This is a genomic window from Aeromonas sp. 602658 (assembly GCF_049173005.1).
In the GTDB taxonomy this organism is placed as follows: Bacteria; Pseudomonadota; Gammaproteobacteria; order Enterobacterales; family Aeromonadaceae; genus Aeromonas; species Aeromonas veronii_A.
In genome coordinates this window covers 26,777-46,664 of sequence record NZ_JAAKRF010000007.1, presented here as the reverse complement: position 1 = coordinate 46,664, position 19,888 = coordinate 26,777, and the positions used below count along the sequence as shown (strand labels likewise).

Below are 19,888 nucleotides of genomic sequence, written 5' to 3'. Positions count from 1 at the left end.
GAATAGCAAAAGACCGGCAGGGTTCCCTGTCGGTCTTGGTATTTATCGTACGGGCTGAACGGCTACATCACGCCTTGGGCTCGAGTTTGGAGACCCAGTACTTGTTGTAAACATGCACGGTGATCTCTTCTCGATCGTGATAGAGCTGCTTGGCCTGGATCACGAACGCGTTGTCGATCTCCTTGAGCATCTCGCGCAACACCTCGATATTGTGTACCGATTCAGCATAACGCTTCTTCATCGGCAGCTTGAGGTTGAACATCGCCTCCTGGCAGTCGCCCTCACGGAACCAGTCCGCAATCATGTGAACGACCCGCGCCGGTTTATCGACCATGTCGCACACCAGCCAGTAGGTGTTCTTCTTGCTCGGACGCCAGACGAAACCGTCATCCCGGATATGCTTGACCTGACCGGTATCCATCAGGGATTGGGCCATCATGCCGTTGTCGACCGCAGTCACCATCATGCCACGACGCACCAGCTGATAGGTCCAGCCACCCGGGCAGGCACCCAGATCCACCGCCTTCATGCCTGAACAGAGACGCACATCCCACTCTTCCCGCGGCACGAACACGTAAAACGCCTCCTCCAGCTTGAGGCTGGAGCGGCTCGGTGCATCGGCCGGGAAGCGCAGGCGCGGGATCCCCATGTGGAATCCGGAGTTGTTGAACGAATAAGAGTAGCCCAGCAAGACATGATCATTGGCCATGAAGAAGGCGTGGAACACCGGACGGTTTGGCGTCTCCTTCTTGGTCAGGATCTCGTTGCTGCGCAGCGCCTGACGAAGCGGCACGGTGAACTTGCGGCAGAAGGCCGACAGCTCTTTCGCTTCGTTGGTGTCCGCGGTTTCGACCCGCAGATCACCGCAAATGGTGTAGTCACTCACCGCCTCAAGGATGGGGGAGATCCTGTCCGCGATATCCAGCTCCTTAAGCTCATGGGTGACCACCAGCATCTGGCGGATGAAGATGAGCTCCCGGAATGGCAGCTTGCGAGCCAGCAGGTCCGCCTGCTCCTCGTCATACAGTTCGAAGATCACATAACCGCTGTCGTCCTTGACCCGGGCGAAACCGTAGCACTGCATGTTACCGGCACGCTCGGTGATCTCTGCAGCCGCCTCTTTCTCAAAACCGGGGCGGCAATAAAGCAGCAGATTATTCATTTTTTCCTCCAAGACGACAGCCAGCCCAGATCAGGGCCGCCCATCCCAACATAAAACAGAGGCCACCGGCCGGGGTAATCAACCCCAGCCCCTTGCTGCCAAGCAGCACCATGGCGTAAATACTGCCGGAAAATCCGATGATCCCCAGCACAAAAGCGGTGCCAGCCAGCTGGATCACCCTGCTGCGCACACCACACCAGCCCAGAACCAGCAGGGCCAATGCGTGAAAAAACTGATATTGCACGGCGGTATTGAATGCCGCCAGACGCTCGGGCGTAATGCCGGTCGCCGCCAATCCATGGGCGCCATAAGCCCCCAGCATGGTGGCCGTCAACCCGAAGAGACCGGCCAGTATCAACCAATGTCGATGGATCTGCATCCTCACTCTCCCTCTCTCATCACGGCTGGCAATCAAACCAACCCTCTCGTGCTATCCATGTCGGGCCACAAAATGGCTGATGGCCGCCGCTGCATGCTGCATATTATCCTGCTCACTCACGCCACTGGCTTTACGCGGTTTGAACCCATGATCACCATCGGTCAACCAATGGACCGATACGGCGGGTGAGAAGGGGAAATCGGCCAGTTCGGCGCGACTACCGAAGGTATCGCGCTCCCCCTGCAACAGCAGGGTTGGCACTGCAATGTGCTTGAGTACCTCGCCTCGCCAACTGTCGGGCTTGGCCGGAGGGTGGAAAGGATACCCGAGAATGAGCAATCCTGCAGCATTCATCTCACCCTCGCCTTCACGATACAGTTCCGCCGCCATCCGCCCACCCATCGACTTGCCCGCCAGAAACAGCCGTGGATGGGCAAACTCGCGGATCATGTCGCGCCAATGAGCGAGCAGCACAGGCGCCCTGTCAGGCGGGCGGCGCTTGCCATCCTGTGCTCGCTTGGTTATGTAGGGAAAGTTGAAGCGCACCACTTCGATATCCGGCCCGGCCAGCAGGCGTGACAACTCGGCAAGAAAGGGGTGATCCATCCCTGCACCTGCCCCGTGGGCCAGCAAAATGCGAACGGGGGCATCAACTGCCCCCTCGCGGATCACATCAGGCATCGGCGAGCCTTGCCCTGCGACGCGCCTCTTCCTGCTCCACCAGCTCCAGCATCCAGTCGCGGAAGGCAACGATCTTGCCCTGATCCGACTGTTGCTCCTGGCACACCAGATAGAAGGCATTTTTGCTCACCAGCACCTGCTCGAACGGGCAGATAAGGCGGCCGGCCTCAATCTCCGGTTGTGCCAGCACGCTGTGGCCGAGCGCCACCCCCTGGCCGTGGATCGCCGCCTGGATCACCATGGTGGAGTGGCTGAAGATGGGCCCCTGATTGACGTTGGGTGCATCGATATCGAGCTGGCGGAACCAGGCTTTCCAATCGCGGCGAGAGGTATCGTGCAGCAGGGTATGAAGAGTCAAATCTTGCGGTGTACGCAGTGGCTTGGATCCCGTCAGCAGCAAGGGGGAACAGACGGGGATCAGGTATTCGGTATGCAGCTTGTCACTACGCAGACCAGGCCAGTTGCCGCGCCCGTAGTAGATGGCCACATCCACATCATCGGTGAGCGACCCTTCATCGAGATCGACCGCCTTGATCCGCACATCGATATCGGGGTGACGCTCGCTGAACTTGACCAGCCGCGGCACCAGCCACTGGATGGCAAAACTCGGCTGCAAACTGACAGTCAACGCCCCCTTGGCACTGCGGGCCAGCAGCTTGTCGGTCGCCTCTGAGATGGAGGCAAAGATGTCCTTGATATCCAGGAAATAGCCCTGTCCCTCTTCGGTCAGCAACAAGGAGCGGTTTTTGCGGCGGAACAGCTTGATGCCAAGATACTCCTCCAGCGCCTTGATCTGGTGACTGATGGCAGCCTGAGTCACAAACAACTCTTCTGCTGCGCGGGTAAAGCTTAAGTGACGAGCCGCAGCTTCAAACGCCTTGAGGGCATTGAGCGGGGGTAAACGACGAGACATGACACCAGCCGACGATGAGTTTTTCTAATGGGGCGCATTATAATTTGTCGGTTGCGGGTCGACCAGTGAATAAACATAATTCGCCCAGCAATCAGTCGTCATATGGCTCACATTTTCTACTACGTGTTGGTTTACATGTGTTTTTAGTGAGTCTTTCGACTGTGATTGTGGTGTTGTGTTTCTTCCTCTGCGGGAAGAGGGGCTCAAATCTCACCGGTTTGACCCAGTCTGTCATCTGAATGTGTTTGGCGCCTCCAGCTGGATGGCGCCTTTTTTCATCCCTTCTATACCTTGAACTGCCCCACCAGCTGCTGCTGCTTGTCCGCCAGCGCAGAGAGCTCGCGACCATTTTCGGCGGAGGTCGCCGCCTCGGCCCGGATGGTGTGGCTCACATCTCGAATGTTGCTGACGTTGCGGTTGATCTCGTCTGCTACCCGACTCTGCTCCTGCGCCGCCCGGGCAATCTGCTCGTTCATCTGATGGATGGTGGAGACCGACTGGATAATCTGCTCCAGCACCTGCACCGAGAGATCCACCTTGGCAAGCGTCTCGTCAGCCTGTCCATGACCATCGCGGATCGCCTTGACCACGGCGCCGGTACCGGATTGCAGTTGGCTGATCAGGGTCTGGATCTCGACGATGGCATTCTGGGTACGACCCGCCAGATTGCGCACCTCATCGGCCACCACGGCAAAGCCACGGCCCTGCTCACCGGCCCGCGCCGCTTCAATAGCCGCATTCAGCGCCAGCAAGTTGGTCTGCTCGGCAATTCCCTGGATCACGATAAGAATGTCATTGATGTTGTCGCTGTTGGCGGAGAGCCGCTCCACCACCGGCTGGGCATCGTTGATAATGGTCATCAGCTTGCGCATCGCCTCCTGGGTGTCGGCAACGACATATTTGCCCTCTTGCGCCGCGGCATCAGTGGTGTTGGCAGCCGCCACCGCCGAGCCGGCATTACCGGAGACCTGCAACGCGGTGGCGCTCAGCTCCTCAAATGCCGTCGCCACCAGATCGATCTCCTGATACTGGGCCTGCATGCCACTGCTGGTGCGCTCGGCCACTTGCGCGGCTCGCTCGGCACTGTTGCGCGTACCGGAGACGGTATCAATCACCTGACTGATGGTGGATTGCAACTTGTTGAGGAAGCTGTTGAACCACTTGGCCAGCTCGCCGATCTCGTCTTGCCGCTGGATCTCGATACGCTGGGTCAAATCCCCCTCACCACTGGCGATATCCTTGAGGCGGGCAACTACAGCGCGGATGGGTGCCACAATCTGGCGCGCCATCAACCAGATAAAACTCAGGGCAACCAGCGAGATCAGCACTCCGATCGACAGCTGCGAGACCACGCTGCGATTGGCTTCACTGGCCAGCTCATCTTGCAATTGCTGGGCCGAGGCCAGCACTACGGCCCGTGGCAATTCAATGTAGATGCCCCATTTACGGTCGGTGCCACGCATGGATACCGGGACAAAGGTCTGCAACAAGGTGCCATCGCTGCTCCAGCGAGTCAGCTCCTGACCCTGACTGAGCCAGCCTTTCAGCTCGCTGGCCAGCCCCTGATACTTCTGATCCAGCCCACGCCCCATGGTCACATCGAACTCATCGGCTCCCGCCACACGCCCCTCGTGACTGACCAGCAAGATTCTGCCCTTGCCGTCATAGAGCTCCTTGTCCATGGTACTGACCAGACTCTGCAAAGTGGCCAGCGAGATATCGACCCCGACCATCCCCAGCAAGGTCTCCTGCTCCAGTAGCGGGACCGTCACCGAGGTCATCAATATCTGTTTATCGCCCACATCGTCCAGATAGGGCTCCAGCAGGCAGAGGGCACGGGTGCGAATGCTGCAGCGATACCACTCGTTTTCGATGCCACCAGCCTCGGTCGGGCTCTCATCGGCCAGTACATCCTCATTCTGCACTTCCGGCTCTATCTTGCCGTTGTCATAGGCCCAGTAACTGGAAAAACGCCCCTTGTCATTTGAGCCCAGTTCCGTAGAGCCCTGATAGTTGCTGTCCTCCCCATCCAGCTGATCGGGCTCAAATACCGCATAGACGCCGAGCAGGTTGGTCGATGAGGCTGCCGCATCGTGCAATTGCTGATTGATAGCCCCGCGCAGCGCCTCCGAATGAACGAAGTTGTCGGCCGCATTCTTGCGCTGGAACAGCACGCTCTCGGCCAGCAGACTGGCACGAAAATAGGCTTCATCAAGATAGCTGGTCACCTTGGCGGCCTGCTCTGACCCCATCGCTTTCATCCTGTTTTCGGCTGACAGCTGTGCCTCATGCATGGTGGCTTGCCGCACCTGGGACTGCATCTTGCTCGCGTTATAAATAGAGGAGGTGACCAGCGCAGCGGCCGTGACCAGCAGACAGCAACCGGCGATCAGGGTAATCCGTCCCTGGACAGAAAGAGCATTCATGCCAATATTCCTACTTCATGCAGATACAGGTAGATTATCGACTTTATAAACAAAAACTTAACCATCTCATAGCAAATCCAGCGAGAGTTGGTTTACTTCTCCCTCCTTCGGTAGCCCGACTACCAGTCCCAGCAGACGTATCGAACGCCCTTGCGCCCGCAGCAGCCCTTCCTTGAGCAGTGGTGTGAACAATGCGGCCTGATAGCCCCCCTGGCTGCGATAGACGGTGGTCTGGTGGAAGTCGGCAAACTTGAGCTTGATCCCCTGCCCCATCACCTGCTCGGCAGGACACGCCAGCTGAAATCGCCGTTCCAGCTCAGGCAGCAGTTGCTGCAATACCGTCAGACAGGCCTCTTCGTCACAGAGATCGCTTGCCAGGGTGGTCTCCACCCCGATGGTTTTGCGGATCCGGTGCGCCTGCACCGGCTGTTCATCCAGCCCCCAGATCCGGGTCGTCAGCATCTCCCCCAGCTTGCCAAAACGGCTGCACAGCTCTTGTGCCGACAAGGCCCGCGCATCCTCACAGGTGTAGAGCCCCTGAGCCTCCAGCCGCTCGGCAGTCTTGCGCCCCACCCCGGGCAGTTTGCCGAGTGGCAGCTGACAGACAAATTCGGCCACTTCGTCGGGACGAATGACAAACAGACCATCAGGCTTGCGCTGCTCCGAGGCGAGCTTGGCGAGAAACTTGTTGGGGGCGACCCCGGCCGAAGCGGTCAATCCCAGTTCGGTGACGATGGCTTGCCGGATCTCTTGCGCCATCAGGGTGGCGCTGCCACCACAACAGCGACTGTGGGTCACGTCGAGGTAAGCCTCATCCAGCGACAGCGGTTCAACCTGATCGGTATAGCGCAGGAAAATGGCCCTGAGCTGACGGGAGATATCCTTGTACACCGCCATTCGCCCCGGGATCAGTACCAGCGGTGGGCAGAGTTTTTTCGCCAGCGCGCTCGGCATGGCGGAGCGCACCCCGAACCGGCGCGCCACATAGTTGCAGGTCGAGATGACACCGCGCCGCTCGGAGGCCCCACCGATGGCGAGCGGCACCTCCCGCAACGCCGGATTGTCCCGCATCTCCACCGCGGCAAAAAAACAGTCCATGTCGATATGGATGATCTTGCGCATACCACTGTATAAATAAACAGACATGGCATCATCTTACCCCAAGGATAACCGCAGCTCTATCTCTCTCGTTGCGGCTAAAATAGTAGACTCCAAGGAGACCTTTACTACCACAATGACAAGGAGCGTTCGGGATGAAATATCTTTGGTTGGGACTCTGTTTGCTACCGTTGACCGGCATCGGCAAGAACAACCCGACGGCAGAGTGCCGCTGGCTGTACGACCGGATTGAGATACTGGAACAGGCCATCAAGAAAGGGGACACACTCGGCACAGAGCAAGAGTTGTCACGCTGGCGTGAAGAGTTTCGCAAGAAGAAGTGCAAACAGTACGACTACTGAGCAGGACAAGATGGCGTGACCGACAACGGCAGATAACAAACGGGCCCCGATCAAGATGACCGGGGCCCATTTTTCAAAGCATGACCAGCTTGATTCTGCAGCAGAGTGCGCTCAAGGCAGCACCATAGAGCCAGCGACAGTGGCCGCCACCTCATCCCCACGCAGTACCCGGACCAGTTCAAGCGCAAACTCGATGGCGCTGCCCGGCCCCTGACTGGTGATAAGGCGATGAGCCTCATCCCTGACGACCCGCTCATGTGACAGTTGCGATGTTGACAGTCGGGACTGAAAGCCGGGATGACAGGTGACGATGGCATCACCCAACAGAGCGTGATGTTGCAACACCACCACAGGGGCGGCGCAGATGGCAGCGCGCCAGCGACCAAGAGCGGCCTGCTCTTTGAGCAGATCGATGGCCAGCGGGGTATCGCGGATCACTTCGCTGCCGGGCAGACCACCAGGCACCACGATGGCTTCAAAGTCCCGACGGATCAGCTCGTCGATATGACAATCAGCCACCAGCTGCACCCCGCGCGATGCCTTCACCTGCCGAGACCCGGCAGGGCAGCAAGAGGCCAGCACCACCTCGATACTGGCGCGCACCAGGGTATCGACAATCGCGACCGTCTCTATCTCTTCCGACCCGGGGGCCACCAGCACCAGTACACTCACGTTCGCCTCCTTGCTGCTTGCTCTGCCATGTAAAAGATCAGACGGCCTGACTCTTCTCTTTGATCGCCTGATAGAGACCCTGATTGACTGGTACGGCAATGCCATGCCGGGCAGCCTTGACCAACAAGAAGCCGGTGATGGCCTCGATCTCGGTCTCGCGTCCCAGCTCCATATCCTGATACATGGAGGAGTAATTGTCAGCGGTCAATTCCACCACTGTCATCACCCGGCGCTGCAACTCTTCGGCCGTGGTTGCAATCCCTTCGGCGCACATCACATCCGCCACCTCCACACAGATCTGCTGCAGGGCATCGGCAAAACGGGGGCCAGCCAGCTCGCCGTTTTTCAGCTTGTAGAGGGCCGTCAGGGGATTGATGGCACAGTTGATGGCCAGCTTTTGCCACTGGCGTGCCACTATCTGCTCATCCCAACCCGCCTGACCCAATGCCTGCGCCAACTCATCTGCCAGTGATGCATGAGCCTTGGCTGCCTCGTTAAATGGCCCCAACCAGGTTTCCCCCTTGCCGGTATGACGGAACACGAAATGGCCCGCTTTCATGGCACCATGGCTGGTCACCCCTGCAATCACCGGGTTATGCGGAAACATCTGGACCACCTTCTCGGCAATCCCCATCCCGTTGTGCAGCAGTACGATCGGCACGCCAGCATCCAGATGGCCAACCAGTGGAGCCAGGGCGCCAACCACCTGACTGGCCTTGGTCATCACCAACAGACGCTGGATTTTTCCCGGCTGGCCGGCAAATGCACGTTCGATATTGAGCAGCTGTACCTGCCCCTCCAACGAAGTAAAGTCAAATCCGGGGTGCAGGGTAGATTGATGATGCTCACGCAACAAGACTCGGGTGGATTGACCGCTCTGGGTCAGCAGGGAGGCAAAAACGCCGCCGAGAGCTCCGCACCCGAGCAGTGTCCACTTGGGCGCTACAGGTGGCATAACGGGTTGTCGGGAATTTTTTAATCCGCTTGGCATGATGTGACTCTGTCAGGGTAAGGGTTGCAATCCTCTCAACCTGTTACCGGGAATAAATGAAAAATAGCGCGAACGGACACTAACGGGTCCAACCTTCCTGTGCGCAGGGGATTCTAGCAGAGCACTCCCATCAAAATCAGCAAATTTGCCGTATTTCTGGTAGATTTGGCCCCCGATAACGCAACATGAGGAGCTTCGGCTATGCCGTCATTCGATATTGTCTCTGAAGTCAAAATGAACGAGGTGTTGAACGCAGTCGACAACGCCAATCGTGAACTGGCCACCCGTTTCGATTTTCGTGGGGTAGAAGCCAGCTTCGAGTTGAACAAAGAAGAGGTAAAGCTGGAAGCCGATGCCGATTTCCAGCTCAAGCAGATGGTCGAAATCCTGCGCGGTGCCCTGCTCAAGCGCAACATCGAAAACAGCTCCATGGAAGTGGGTGACTCCGTTCACTCCGGCAAACGCTTCCACCTGACCGTCAAGTTCAAACAGGGGATCGAGAAAGAGATCGCCAAGAAGCTGGTCAAGCTGATCAAGGACTCCAAGATCAAGGTACAGGTCGCCATCCAGGGTGATGAAGTACGTGTCACCGGCAAGAAGCGTGACGATCTGCAAGAGACCATGGCACTGGTCCGTGGCGCCGACCTGGGCCAACCGATGCAGTTTCAGAATTTCCGCGACTGATGATGGGAGAGAAGGGCTCTCCCTTCTCCTCTTCTTTAATCGTCCGAGCATAAAAAAACCGGAGCAAATGCTCCGGTTTTTTGTTCCCCAAGTTTTATTAGAACTTGTAGGTAACAGAGAAGTAGTGGCTGAAGCCGGTGCTCTTCCACGGGGTACCGTCGTAGGCTTTGGAGCCATCTTTGGTACCGTAGGCATCCATGAAATACTTCAGGCCATAACCAACCGCGTAGCGATCGGAGTGCCAGTAGATACCGTGGAAGGTGGCCAGGTTGTCGCTGGTACGGTCAGCACGGTCATGGGTATCCAGGCCGAATTGATAATCCAGATAACCCTGGTAGGAGACAAAGCTGCCATTGCCGAAGGTATAGAAAGGCTTGAACCAGTTCATGGAGAACTGATAACCGTTCCACTCACCTTCTTCTTCGGTGAAGAACTGGTTCTCGGTGGCGTGACGTGCATACAGGTTCATGCCAACCTTGCCAAACCAGGGAACCATCACATCGGCACCCAGACCCAGCTGGTTTTCCATCTGCTTGTCACCAACGTTGTTCAGGTTGGCAATGTAAAGCTCTTGCACAGGACCAAAGGAGAGATCTTTACCTGTCAGCGCATCCAGAGACATACGCGGTGCAAACTTCATGAACAGGTTCTGACCATGGTGTTTATTGCTGTGACGGGAGTCGAAAATATCGAATACGTCGACGTAACCGTACAGGTCAAACAGGCCGGAGCGACCACCGAACTCCATTTCAAAATAGGTATCGTTGTAGTCCTCTTCACCGGTAGTGAAAGGACGCTGGTCGATGGTGTGCATGACGTTGAACTGCATCCACTTGTAGTCATTCTTGTGGATGTCACCGCTGTAGTCAGCAGCAAAGGCCGGAGTAGCGGCGGCAGCCAGCAGACCGGCAGCGATCAGAGTCTTGGTAAATTTGGCCATTTTATTGGTCTCTTGTGCGTTAGTTGAGGTTTTCCGTAGCCTGCCCACAAGGAGCGAGAGGAATTCTAATCAAATAAAATTGGGGGTGAAACAACTTCTCGGGAACTTTATCCGGAAGTGTGAATCTAATCACCCCCGATTCTACGCAAACGCTTGCTATTTGTCAGCATCTGAGAACAACTCACCCCCCTTGCGGGCGACCAGCACAATCAACAACAACACAGGCAAGCCCAACAGACTGGTGCCGACGAAGAAAGCACTGTAGCCAATCTGCTCCACCACCTGTCCCGAAAAACCGGCTAGCAACTTGGGCAGCAGCAACATCACCGAGCTGAACAGTGCGTACTGAGTCGCCGAAAATGCCACATTGGTCAGGCTGGACAAATAGGTGACAAATGCCGCAGTGGCGATGCCGGCGCTGAGGTTATCGAGCGAAATGATCAGGGTCAGCAGCTCCAGGTTGTGACCAACCTGATGGAGCAGGGCAAACAGCAGATTGGTGCTGGCGGTGAGCAGCGCCCCGAGAAACAGGATCCGCAGCGTGCCAAAGCGCATCACCAGCACGCCCCCCAGTGCCGCCCCTACCAGCGTCATGATAACGCCAAACACCTTGGTGATAGTGGCGACTTCGGTCTTGCTGAACTGCATATCCACATAGAAGCTGTTGGACATCACCCCCATCACCACATCCGCAATCCTGTAACAGGCGATAAGCAACAGGATAAGCAGCGCCGAGCGACCATAACGGCGAAAGAAGTCGGCAAACGGACTCCAGACCGCCTCATAACCCCAGGCTCCGGCACTTGCCAAGGGGGCGGGCCACCCCTTTTCCTGCAGCAGTGCCTTGCGCTCTGCCTGTTGTCTGCCCTGACCGGCCAGATCGATATCAGGTTCATGGCAGAACAGCGTGGTAATCACCCCGAGTGACATCAGACCGGCCATCACCAGATAGGTGATCTGCCAGCCACGATAGTCATAGCCGCTGTTGCTGCCAAACCAGGCTGCCAGCGCCAATGCGCCGGCACCGGCGATGATCATCGCCAACCGGTAGCCAGTCATGTAGGAGGCCGCCATCGCAGCCTGCAGTCGCTCGGGCGCGGATTCGATGCGATAGGCGTCGATCACGATATCCTGAGTCGCCGAGGCAAAGGCCACCAGCAGGGCGAACAAGGCCAAATGAGTCAACCCGCTCTTGGGATCACAAAACGCCATCCCTACCAACGCAGCCGCGATCAATAGCTGGGAGAAGAACATCCAGCTACGACGACGCCCCAACAGGGTAGAGAGCAGTGGCAATGGCATACGATCCACCAGCGGCGACCACAACCATTTAAAGCCGTAGGCCAGCGCCACCCAGCTCATGTAACCGATATCGGTCAGGCTGACATCGGCCTCGCGCAACCAGAATGAGAGGGTGCCAAATACCAGCAACAGCGGCAGACCCGATGAAAAGCCCATGGCAAAGAGAATGAGTACTCGGGCTTCGAGATAAACAGCGAGCGATTCCCGCCAACTCGGTGTGCGGATCATATTCAACTACCTGACGACTTTGGAAAAGTGCGTCATTTTGGCAGGTTGATGGCAGATAGCCAAGGCGGGTAAGGAGATAGACACAAGAAGCACGGCCAGAGAAAAGGCCCATCCCGAACGGGATGAGCCTTGCATGGTGGCGCGACGGGATCACGGTGACATACCGCATCCGGCGATGGGTTACTTGCCGGCTTTCTTGTCCGCCGGGGTTTCCGCCAGCAACACTACCTTCTTCAGGATGACAGGGCTGGTCGGCACATCGTTGGCACGCAAAATGGGGCTGTAACCGGTCTGTACCTGAGCCAGTTTGTCCAGCACCTCCATCCCCTGAACCACCTGACCGAACACGGTATAACCCGCAGAGCCACCGGCGTTGAGGTTATTGTTGTCGACCAGATTGAAGTAGAACTGGCGAGTAGCGCTGTCGACCGCCTGGGTGCGAGCCATGGCGATGGAGCCACGCTTGTTGGGCAGACCGCCACGCGACTCGTTGACCACCGGCTCATAAGTTGGCAGTTGCTGGAACTGCTGGTTATACCCCCCCCCCTGCACCACAAAATCCTGGATCACCCGGTGGAAGATGCTGCCGTCATAGCTGCCATCAGCCACGTAGCGCAAAAAGTTTTTCACCGTCTGGGGCGCCTGCTTGGACGCCAGCTCCACCACGATATTGCCGTGGTTGGTCTCCATTCTCACTTTCGGGCCCGCGAACGCCAGCGGGGCGATCAACATGGCCAGCAACCAGAGTTTTTTCATCATCAGACACCTGCGCCGTTCGGTTGACCTTTAAGGTAACCGCGCAGCGCCTCATCGGCCATGATCTGCTGCAGCACGCTACCCAGTTGCAGGTTCAGTGTAGACTCGAGATCGGCCATGCTTGGCTCGCTCGGGCTCTCCTTGCTGGAAGACATGTTGAACTGCTTGGTCAGACGGTTGCCCTGGAAATCGGCGATCACCTGCAGACTGACGCGGGACTTGGTGACATAGGTAAAGGTCTTCTCTTCCACATTGACTGCGGCGTTGGAGATCACCAGCGTCAGGTTGGTGGTGCCACTGTTGCCCACTTCGAGACCCTGACTACGCAGTCCTTCCGCCAGCCGTTCTGCCATCAGCAGATTGAGCGGACGCTCGCTGTTGACCAGCACGGGGGCTTTCTCTTTATGTTTGATGGAGAAGACGTAGGCAGCCTCACGCTTGTCTACCCCTTCCATGGTGATGCGATTGCCAGAGTAGTATTGCTGGTTGGCGGGGATCACCTGCGGATTGAGCAGCGCTGTCTCCGGCCAATGAGTGGCACACCCGCCCAGCATCAGGGCGGCCAGCAGCAAGAGTGACTTTTTCATCATGGTTTCCTTTGGCTTTAGCGTTTGATGGCTTTCAAAATAACGAATTTGCTGTTCGACGCAACGACTTGTGCGTTGGCAAACAAGCGCTTGAGTTTGTTGTGATAGTCCAGATGACGGTTGCCTACTATCCAGAGTTCCCCTCCGCGAGGCAACACCCGGTGCGCATCGCTGAACATCTGCCAGGCGATATGATCGGTGATCGCCTGCAACTGATGGAAGGGGGGATTGCAGAGGATCCGATCCGCCGAACCGACCGCCACCCCGTCGAGACAGTTGTTGACCATAAAGCGGGCTCGCGGCAGAGCATCAGGCAGATTGTGCTCGACGTTGAGCTGTGCCGAGGCAACCGCCATATAGGATTCATCGATAAAGGTCACCTCCACTTCACTGTCTTTGGCTAGCAGCGACAGACCCAGCACCCCGTTGCCACAGCCCAGATCGATCACCTTGCGGGCACTGTGGATGGGCAGGTTGTCCAGCATAAAGCGGGCGCCGATATCGAGACTGGTGCGCGAGAAGACATTGGCGTGGTTGTGGATGAGCATGTCAGCTCCCTCCAGCGGCCACACGGTCGGGAAGGGATTGGCCAGCGCGGGACGCTCTGCCTGCGGCTCGCAGTGAATGAGGCGCGCCTTCTTCCAGGCCAGCGAGGTACGGGTAGGCCCCAGATACTTCTCGAACAACTTGAGGGTGGAGGTATGAATATCCTTCGCCTTGCCGGCTGCGATAACGCGGGTCGTCGGCGTCACCACCTCCCGCAGCGCCAGCAGTTGCTGCTCCAGCAGTGCCTGATATTTGGAGACCTTGATCACCACCAGCGCAGGAGCATCGGGCAGCGGTGCCAGCGCATCCTGCAAGGTAATCCTGCTCGTATCCAGCCCGTTTTCAGCCAAATTGGCCATGGTAGCCCGCTCACTGATGTAGGAGTCGGTGACACAGCAGGGGGAGTGCGGATGCAGATAGGCGGCCAGCGCGCCAAAACCGTCATTCATGATGATGACGGGGCCCGCCTGCTCGAGAGGAGACTCCGCCAGGGTGTTGATCAGGTATTCGTCAGCCGCATCCCAGGCTTGCAGGGTCTCCTGACTCTGGCGCGGATAGCGGTAGAGCGTGAGCTGGCAATGGGGAGTGTCGAGAAGGGTTTGCATAGGAAGAGTCCAACCTCGGCTTGATTCATGGATACAGGCGCCAGGGGCGACGCAAAGTGGCGCTATTCTAGCGAGGAGCAGGAATTTCACCAGTTCGATGCGCATCAAGGGGGCAACTGACGGGTGACTTCCCTCTTACGGGGGCTTATTCCATCCCGCGACTGCCGATAGAATGGTCCGACATTCACTCTGGAAGCTGATCCTATGACCATCCAACAACTGATTGAAGCCAAGCTGACGGCAGCCCTCTCCCCCACTCTGCTGGAAGTGACCAACGAGAGCCACATGCACCGAGTGGAGCCGGGCTCAGAGAGCCACTTCAAGGTGGTGATCGTCAGCGAACAGTTTGCGGGTCAGCGCCTTCTCTCTCGCCATCGTCAGGTCAACGCCATCCTGGCCGATGAGCTGGCCGGCGCTGTCCATGCACTTGCACTGCATACCTACACGGCAAGCGAGTGGCAGGAGAAGGGTAAGGCACCACGCACACCAGCTTGTGTTGGCAACCCATCGCACTCCTGAACGGCTAGCTGTCACCCATTGCTCTGACCCACCGCCCTATGGGTGACAAACAAACAAAAATTAAACAAAAAGCCGCCAGCCTGCTGATCCTGACAACCATAAATAGGTATTTAATTCAGTTTTCCCTGGCAGCTTAGTCACAGCCTTACACAAACATACCCCCATAGAGGTATTAAGCTAAAAAAACCTTTAAAACCACAGCTTACAAGGAATTCAGGGGTTATTCATTGCAGGTTAATTTTGTGATGACGCAGGGATTTTGCCTATTTGGCATGGCAGAAAATGGGCCTTAAGTGGTAGACTCAAGCGCTTTTGAGTGACCTCGCATGTTGAATAATTGCTGAGCCTGACCACCCGGCGCAGCCACAACAGCGACTCATTCAACCACCCGTCGTGATGTATTTCTCGGCGCTAACCAACCTCTCTTCCCGTAACGGTAGTGCAATTAAGTATGATTACAATCAAAAGAGGACTGGACATCCCCGTGCTGGGTGCGCCAGAGCAAGTAATCTACGATGGCCCCGCCATCACCCGTGTTGCTACACTGGGCGAGGAGTTCGTGGGGATGCGACCTACTATGTTCGTCAAAGTAGGTGATCGCGTCATCAAAGGTCAGGAGCTCTTCGAAGACAAGAAGAATCCCGGCGTTAAATTCACGGCCCCCGCCACCGGCGTAGTTTCAGAGATCAACCGTGGAGCCAAACGTCTGCTCCAGTCAGTGGTCATCGACCTCGACGGCTCCGATGAGCAGGTGACCTTCGAGCATTTTGCCTCTTCCGAGCTGGCCAAGCTCGAGCGCAGCAAGGTGCAAGAGATCCTGGTTGCATCAGGTCAGTGGATAGCACTGCGCACTCGCCCGTTCAGCAAAGTCCCTGCGGTTGGCTCAGCCCCGCGCGCCATCTTCGTGACCGCGATGGACACCAACCCGCTGGCTGCCGATGCCGAGCTGATTATCAAGGAACAGCCGCAGGCCTTCCTCGATGGTCTTGCCGTATTGACCCGCCTGACCGACGGCACCGTCTATGTCTGTAAAGGCGAAGGCAGTCTGCCTCACTCCTCTTTGGCTCAGGTCAAGGAAGAGATCTTCGTCGGTCCGCACCCTGCCGGTCTGCCGGGTACCCATATCCACTTCCTGGATCCGGTCAGCAGCACCAAGGTGCAGTGGCACATCAACTATCAGGATGTGATCGCATTCGGCAAGCTGTTCACCACCGGTCAGATCTGCACCGACAAGGTGATCGCCCTGGCCGGCCCGAATGTGCTCAAGCCGCGTCTGCTGCGTACCCGTCTGGGGGCCTGCATCAGCCAACTCACCAACAATGAGCTGCGTGCCGATGAAAACCGCGTCATCTCCGGTTCCCTGCTGAGCGGCGCCAAGGCTGAGGGTGTTCACGACTATCTGGGTCGTTACCACAATCAGGTCTGTGCACTGGGCGAGGGTCGCGAGAAAGAGTTCCTGGGCTGGATCAACCCCAGTGCCAACAAGTTCTCCATCACCCGCACCACCCTCTCTCATCTGATGAAGGGTCGCCTTATCAACTTCACCACCACTACCAACGGTAGTGACCGTTCCATGGTGCCTATCGGCAACTATGAACGGGTGATGCCACTCGACATCCTGCCTACCCTGCTGCTGCGGGACATGGTCTCCGGCGATACCGACGGTGCGCAAGCACTGGGCTGCCTGGAGCTGGATGAGGAAGATTTGGCCCTCTGTACTTTCGTTTGCCCCGGCAAGACCGAGTACGGCCCTATCTTGCGTGAGTGCCTGACCAAGATTGAACTGGAAGGTTAAGCGATGAGTTTCAAGCAACTTCTTGAAAATATGGAACATCACTTCGAACCGGGTGGAAAGTACGCCAAGTACTACGCCCTGTTCGAAGCGGCGTATACCCTGTTCTATACCCCGGGTAGCGTTACCCGCAATGCCGCCCACGTCCGTGATGCGCTCGATCTGAAGCGCATGATGATCATGGTGTGGCTGGCCGTGTTCCCGGCCATGTTCTGGGGCATGTACAACGTTGGCAACCAGGCCATCGCCGCCATTGCCCACATGGGCTCGGCAGCCGGTGCCAGCAGCTGGCAATATGCCCTGGCCACCATGCTGGGTGCCTCCCTCGATCCGTCTGTTGCCGGTATCGGCAGCAAGATGCTGATTGGCGCCACCCACTTCTTCCCGATCTACATCACCGTCTTCTTTGTCGGTGGTTTCTGGGAAGTGCTGTTTGCCATGGTGCGCAAGCACGAGATCAACGAAGGCTTCTTCGTGACCTCCATCCTGTTTGCCCTGATCGTGCCGCCCGAGCTGCCCCTGTGGCAAGCTGCGCTGGGCATCACCTTCGGTGTGGTAATGGCCAAGGAAGTGTTCGGTGGTACCGGCAAGAACTTCCTGAACCCGGCGCTCGCTGGTCGTGCCTTCCTGTTCTTCGCCTACCCAGGCCAAATCTCCGGTGACGCAGTCTGGGTTGCCGTTGATGGCTACTCCGGTGCAACCGCGCTGAGCCAGTGGGCTCAGGGCGGCCAGATGGCGCTGATCAACGGTGCCACCGGTCAGGCTATCAGCTGGATGGACGCTTTCCTTGGCAACCTGCCGGGTTCCATCGGTGAAGTCTCCACCCTGATGATCCTGCTGGGTGCGGCCATGATCGTCTATATGCGCATCGCCTCCTGGCGCATCATCGCCGGCGTGATGGTCGGTATGATCGCCACTTCCCTGCTGTTCAACGTCATCGGTTCCGATACCAACCCCATGTTCAACATGCCGTGGCACTGGCATCTGGTACTGGGTGGCTTCGCCTTCGGTATGGCCTTCATGGCGACCGACCCTGTCTCCGCCGCCTTTACCAACAAGGGCAAGTGGTGGTACGGCGCCCTGATCGGCGTGATGGTCGTGCTGGTTCGCGTGGTCAACCCTGCGTTCCCGGAAGGCATGATGCTGGCCATTCTGTTTGCAAACCTGTTTGCTCCCCTGTTTGACCACTTCGTCGCTCAGGCAAACATCAAGCGGAGGATTGCTCGTGGCGTTTAATAAAGACTCAACCTTCGGCACCATCAGCGTGGTCACCGGCCTCTGTCTGGCCTGTTCCATCGTGGTATCCGTTGCTGCCGTTGGCCTGCGTTCTACCCAAGAGGAGAACAAGGCGCTGGATAAACAGAGCAATATTCTCTCCGTAGCCGGCGTGGACATCAGCGATGTAGCCAAGCGCGATCTGGCCAAGCTGTATGGCGACAAGATCGAAGCCCGTCTGGTGGATCTCGCCACCGGTAACTTTGTTGACGGCGATGCCGACAACTTCGATACCAAACAGGCGGCCAAAGATCCGGCGCAAAACATCCGTCTGGCTGCTGCCGAGGACAAAGCTGGCCTGCGCCAGATCTCCAAGCTGGTTCCGGTGTTCTTCGCCAAGGATGCCGATGGCAAGATCGACAACATCATCCTGCCCATCTACGGTCAGGGTCTGTGGTCTACCATGTATGCCTTCGTCGCGGTTGCCGCTGATGGCCAGACTATCAAGGGCATCACCTACTATGACCACGGTGAAACCCCTGGTCTGGGCGGTGAAATCGAAAATCCGGCCTGGCGCGAGCTGTTTGTCGGCAAGAAGCTGTTCGATCAGGATGGCATGCCGGCGCTGCGCGTCATCAAGGGTCACGCTCCGGCGGGCTCCGAGCACGAGATCGACGGTCTCTCCGGCGCCACCCTGACCGGTAACGGTGTACAGCATACCTTTGACTTCTGGATGGGTCCCAAGGGCTTCGGTCCTTTCCTGGCCAAGGTTCGTGCAGGAGAAATCAACAATGGCTGACAAGAGCGAAATGAAGAAGTTGCTGTTGACTCCAGTGCTGGGCAACAACCCCATCGCCTTGCAGGTGCTGGGTGTCTGTTCCGCACTGGCGGTTACCAGCCAGATGAAGACAGCGTTTGTAATGACCCTTGCGGTCATGGCGGTCACCGCCTTCTCAAACCTGTTCATCTCCCTGATCCGCAACCAGATCCCGAACAGCGTGCGGATCATTGCCCAGATGGCGATCATCGCCTCGCTGGTTATCGTGGTTGACCAGGTGCTCAAGGCGTATGCCTATGACATCTCCAAGCAGCTGTCAGTCTTCGTCGGTCTCATCATTACCAACTGTATCGTGATGGGCCGCGCCGAAGCCTACGCCATGAAGAGCGCGCCGCTCCCCTCCTTCCTGGATGGTATCGGTAACGGTCTGGGCTATGGCGCCATTCTGCTGAGTGTCGCGACCGTGCGTGAACTGCTGGGCTCCGGCACCTGGTTTGGCATCGAGCTGCTGCCGCTAGTGAACAACGGTGGCTGGTATGTACCCAACGGCCTGCTGCTGTTGCCGCCGAGTGCATTCTTCATCATTGGTCTGATCATCTGGGGCGTGCGCACCAAGGATCCCAAGCAGGTGGAGGCGAAGGATTAAGGTATGGAACACTATCTGAGTCTGTTGATTAAATCGATCTTCATCGAAAACCTGGCACTCTCCTTCTTCCTGGGGATGTGTACCTTCCTGGCGGTATCCAAGAAGGTCAAGACCTCCATGGGTCTGGGTATTGCCGTTATCGTGGTGCAAACCATCGCCGTACCGGTCAACAACCTGATCTACAACTATGTGCTGAAGGCCGGAGCTCTCTCCCCTGACCTGGATCTGAGCTTCCTGAGCTTCATCACCTTTATCGGGGTGATCGCAGCGCTGGTACAGATCCTGGAGATGGCGCTGGACAAGTACTTCCCGGCTCTCTACAACGCGCTGGGCATCTTCCTGCCGCTCATCACCGTGAACTGCGCCATCTTCGGTGGCGTTTCCTTCATGGTGCAGCGTGACTACACCTTCGTGGAGTCTGTGGTCTACGGCGTGGGCTCAGGGGCAGGCTGGATGCTGGCGATCGTTGCGCTGGCGGGTATCCGCGAGAAGATGAAGTACTCCGATGTTCCGGAAGGCCTGCGTGGTCTGGGCATCACCTTCATCACCGCCGGTCTGATGGCGCTGGGCTTCATGTCCTTCTCTGGTATCTCCCTGTAATCGGCT

Annotated in this window: 21 protein-coding genes; 8 read left to right on the top strand and 13 right to left on the bottom strand. The window is 57.4% G+C overall.

Annotated elements, in window-relative coordinates; genetic code table 11:
• Positions 1–67: 67 nt before the first annotated feature.
• The 6 genes from rlmM to dinB all read right to left on the bottom strand — a co-directional run bounded on the left by rlmM (position 68) and on the right by dinB (position 6,683).
• On the bottom strand, positions 68–1,162 hold the full coding sequence (gene rlmM / locus G5253_RS08135) for a 23S rRNA (cytidine(2498)-2'-O)-methyltransferase RlmM (RefSeq protein WP_124930037.1): 1,095 nt from the start codon (positions 1,160–1,162) through the stop codon (positions 68–70).
• The gene (locus G5253_RS08130) at positions 1,155–1,541 is read right to left on the bottom strand and encodes a DUF423 domain-containing protein (RefSeq protein WP_139741857.1); all 387 of its coding nucleotides are present in this window, start codon (positions 1,539–1,541) and stop codon (positions 1,155–1,157) included. The genes rlmM and G5253_RS08130 overlap by 8 nt, the downstream gene beginning before the upstream one ends.
• A 51-nt stretch (positions 1,542–1,592) precedes the next feature.
• On the bottom strand, positions 1,593–2,222 hold the full coding sequence (locus G5253_RS08125) for an alpha/beta family hydrolase (RefSeq protein ID WP_266134130.1): 630 nt from the start codon (positions 2,220–2,222) through the stop codon (positions 1,593–1,595).
• Positions 2,215–3,135: a transcriptional regulator GcvA gene (locus tag G5253_RS08120; protein ID WP_185227590.1), complete on the bottom strand. Its 921-nt coding sequence runs from the start codon at positions 3,133–3,135 to the stop codon at positions 2,215–2,217. Before G5253_RS08120 ends, G5253_RS08125 begins: the two co-directional genes overlap by 8 nt.
• Positions 3,136–3,419: 284 nt before the next feature.
• The gene (locus G5253_RS08115) at positions 3,420–5,561 is read right to left on the bottom strand and encodes a methyl-accepting chemotaxis protein (RefSeq protein WP_266134131.1); all 2,142 of its coding nucleotides are present in this window, start codon (positions 5,559–5,561) and stop codon (positions 3,420–3,422) included.
• A 66-nt stretch (positions 5,562–5,627) separates the two neighbouring features.
• The gene (gene dinB, locus G5253_RS08110) at positions 5,628–6,683 is read right to left on the bottom strand and encodes a DNA polymerase IV (protein ID WP_266134198.1); all 1,056 of its coding nucleotides are present in this window, start codon (positions 6,681–6,683) and stop codon (positions 5,628–5,630) included.
• A 131-nt stretch (positions 6,684–6,814) separates the two neighbouring features.
• Here dinB and G5253_RS08105 point away from each other — a divergent pair, with 131 nt between their 5' ends.
• Positions 6,815–7,021: a hypothetical protein gene (locus G5253_RS08105; RefSeq protein WP_019445898.1), complete on the top strand. Its 207-nt coding sequence runs from the start codon at positions 6,815–6,817 to the stop codon at positions 7,019–7,021.
• A 111-nt stretch (positions 7,022–7,132) separates the two neighbouring features.
• Here the strand turns inward: G5253_RS08105 and G5253_RS08100 are convergent, their stop codons facing one another.
• Together G5253_RS08100 and G5253_RS08095 are read right to left on the bottom strand one after the other, a co-directional pair.
• Positions 7,133–7,693, bottom strand: a complete 561-nt coding sequence (locus G5253_RS08100; RefSeq protein WP_266134132.1) for a DJ-1 family glyoxalase III — start codon at positions 7,691–7,693, stop codon at positions 7,133–7,135.
• Between the two features lie 37 nt (positions 7,694–7,730).
• Positions 7,731–8,684: a ketopantoate reductase family protein gene (locus G5253_RS08095; RefSeq protein WP_266134133.1), complete on the bottom strand. Its 954-nt coding sequence runs from the start codon at positions 8,682–8,684 to the stop codon at positions 7,731–7,733.
• A gap of 201 nt (positions 8,685–8,885) precedes the next feature.
• Between G5253_RS08095 and G5253_RS08090 the strand changes: the two genes are divergently transcribed.
• A complete protein-coding gene (locus tag G5253_RS08090; RefSeq protein ID WP_216951900.1) occupies positions 8,886–9,368 on the top strand; it encodes a YajQ family cyclic di-GMP-binding protein in 483 nt (160 codons plus the stop codon).
• Positions 9,369–9,465: 97 nt separating this feature from the next.
• On the opposite strand, the gene G5253_RS08085 is transcribed toward G5253_RS08090, so the two are convergent.
• From G5253_RS08085 to G5253_RS08065, 5 genes are all read right to left on the bottom strand, one after another.
• Positions 9,466–10,308, bottom strand: a complete 843-nt coding sequence (locus G5253_RS08085) for an outer membrane protein OmpK (protein WP_204385165.1) — start codon at positions 10,306–10,308, stop codon at positions 9,466–9,468.
• A gap of 156 nt (positions 10,309–10,464) precedes the next feature.
• Positions 10,465–11,844 carry an AmpG family muropeptide MFS transporter gene (locus G5253_RS08080; RefSeq protein ID WP_266134134.1) on the bottom strand — a complete coding sequence of 460 codons (1,380 nt, stop codon included), beginning with the start codon at positions 11,842–11,844 and terminating at the stop codon, positions 10,465–10,467.
• Positions 11,845–12,018: 174 nt separating this feature from the next.
• Complete coding sequence (locus G5253_RS08075; protein ID WP_216954445.1) at positions 12,019–12,594, bottom strand: peptidylprolyl isomerase; 576 nt, start codon at positions 12,592–12,594, stop codon at positions 12,019–12,021.
• A gap of 2 nt (positions 12,595–12,596) precedes the next feature.
• Positions 12,597–13,181 (bottom strand): YajG family lipoprotein, encoded by a 585-nt coding sequence (locus G5253_RS08070; RefSeq protein ID WP_047435490.1) that lies wholly within the window; start codon positions 13,179–13,181, stop codon positions 12,597–12,599.
• 17 nt (positions 13,182–13,198) lie between these two features.
• Positions 13,199–14,332, bottom strand: a complete 1,134-nt coding sequence (locus G5253_RS08065; RefSeq protein WP_266134135.1) for a methyltransferase — start codon at positions 14,330–14,332, stop codon at positions 13,199–13,201.
• A gap of 204 nt (positions 14,333–14,536) precedes the next feature.
• On the opposite strand from G5253_RS08065, the gene G5253_RS08060 reads away from it, so the two are divergent.
• From G5253_RS08060 to nqrE, 6 genes are all read left to right on the top strand, one after another.
• Positions 14,537–14,851, top strand: a complete 315-nt coding sequence (locus G5253_RS08060; RefSeq protein WP_266134136.1) for a BolA family protein — start codon at positions 14,537–14,539, stop codon at positions 14,849–14,851.
• A 451-nt stretch (positions 14,852–15,302) separates the two neighbouring features.
• On the top strand, positions 15,303–16,646 hold the full coding sequence (locus G5253_RS08055) for a Na(+)-translocating NADH-quinone reductase subunit A (protein ID WP_266134137.1): 1,344 nt from the start codon (positions 15,303–15,305) through the stop codon (positions 16,644–16,646).
• A 3-nt stretch (positions 16,647–16,649) separates the two neighbouring features.
• A complete protein-coding gene (locus G5253_RS08050) occupies positions 16,650–17,879 on the top strand; it encodes an NADH:ubiquinone reductase (Na(+)-transporting) subunit B (protein WP_216951905.1) in 1,230 nt (409 codons plus the stop codon).
• Positions 17,869–18,657: a Na(+)-translocating NADH-quinone reductase subunit C gene (locus tag G5253_RS08045; protein ID WP_005343676.1), complete on the top strand. Its 789-nt coding sequence runs from the start codon at positions 17,869–17,871 to the stop codon at positions 18,655–18,657. Before G5253_RS08050 ends, G5253_RS08045 begins: the two co-directional genes overlap by 11 nt.
• The gene (locus G5253_RS08040) at positions 18,650–19,282 is read left to right on the top strand and encodes an NADH:ubiquinone reductase (Na(+)-transporting) subunit D (RefSeq protein WP_033114212.1); all 633 of its coding nucleotides are present in this window, start codon (positions 18,650–18,652) and stop codon (positions 19,280–19,282) included. The genes G5253_RS08045 and G5253_RS08040 overlap by 8 nt, the downstream gene beginning before the upstream one ends.
• A gap of 3 nt (positions 19,283–19,285) precedes the next feature.
• Positions 19,286–19,882, top strand: a complete 597-nt coding sequence (gene nqrE / locus G5253_RS08035) for an NADH:ubiquinone reductase (Na(+)-transporting) subunit E (RefSeq protein ID WP_227341212.1) — start codon at positions 19,286–19,288, stop codon at positions 19,880–19,882.
• Positions 19,883–19,888 lie beyond the last annotated feature (6 nt).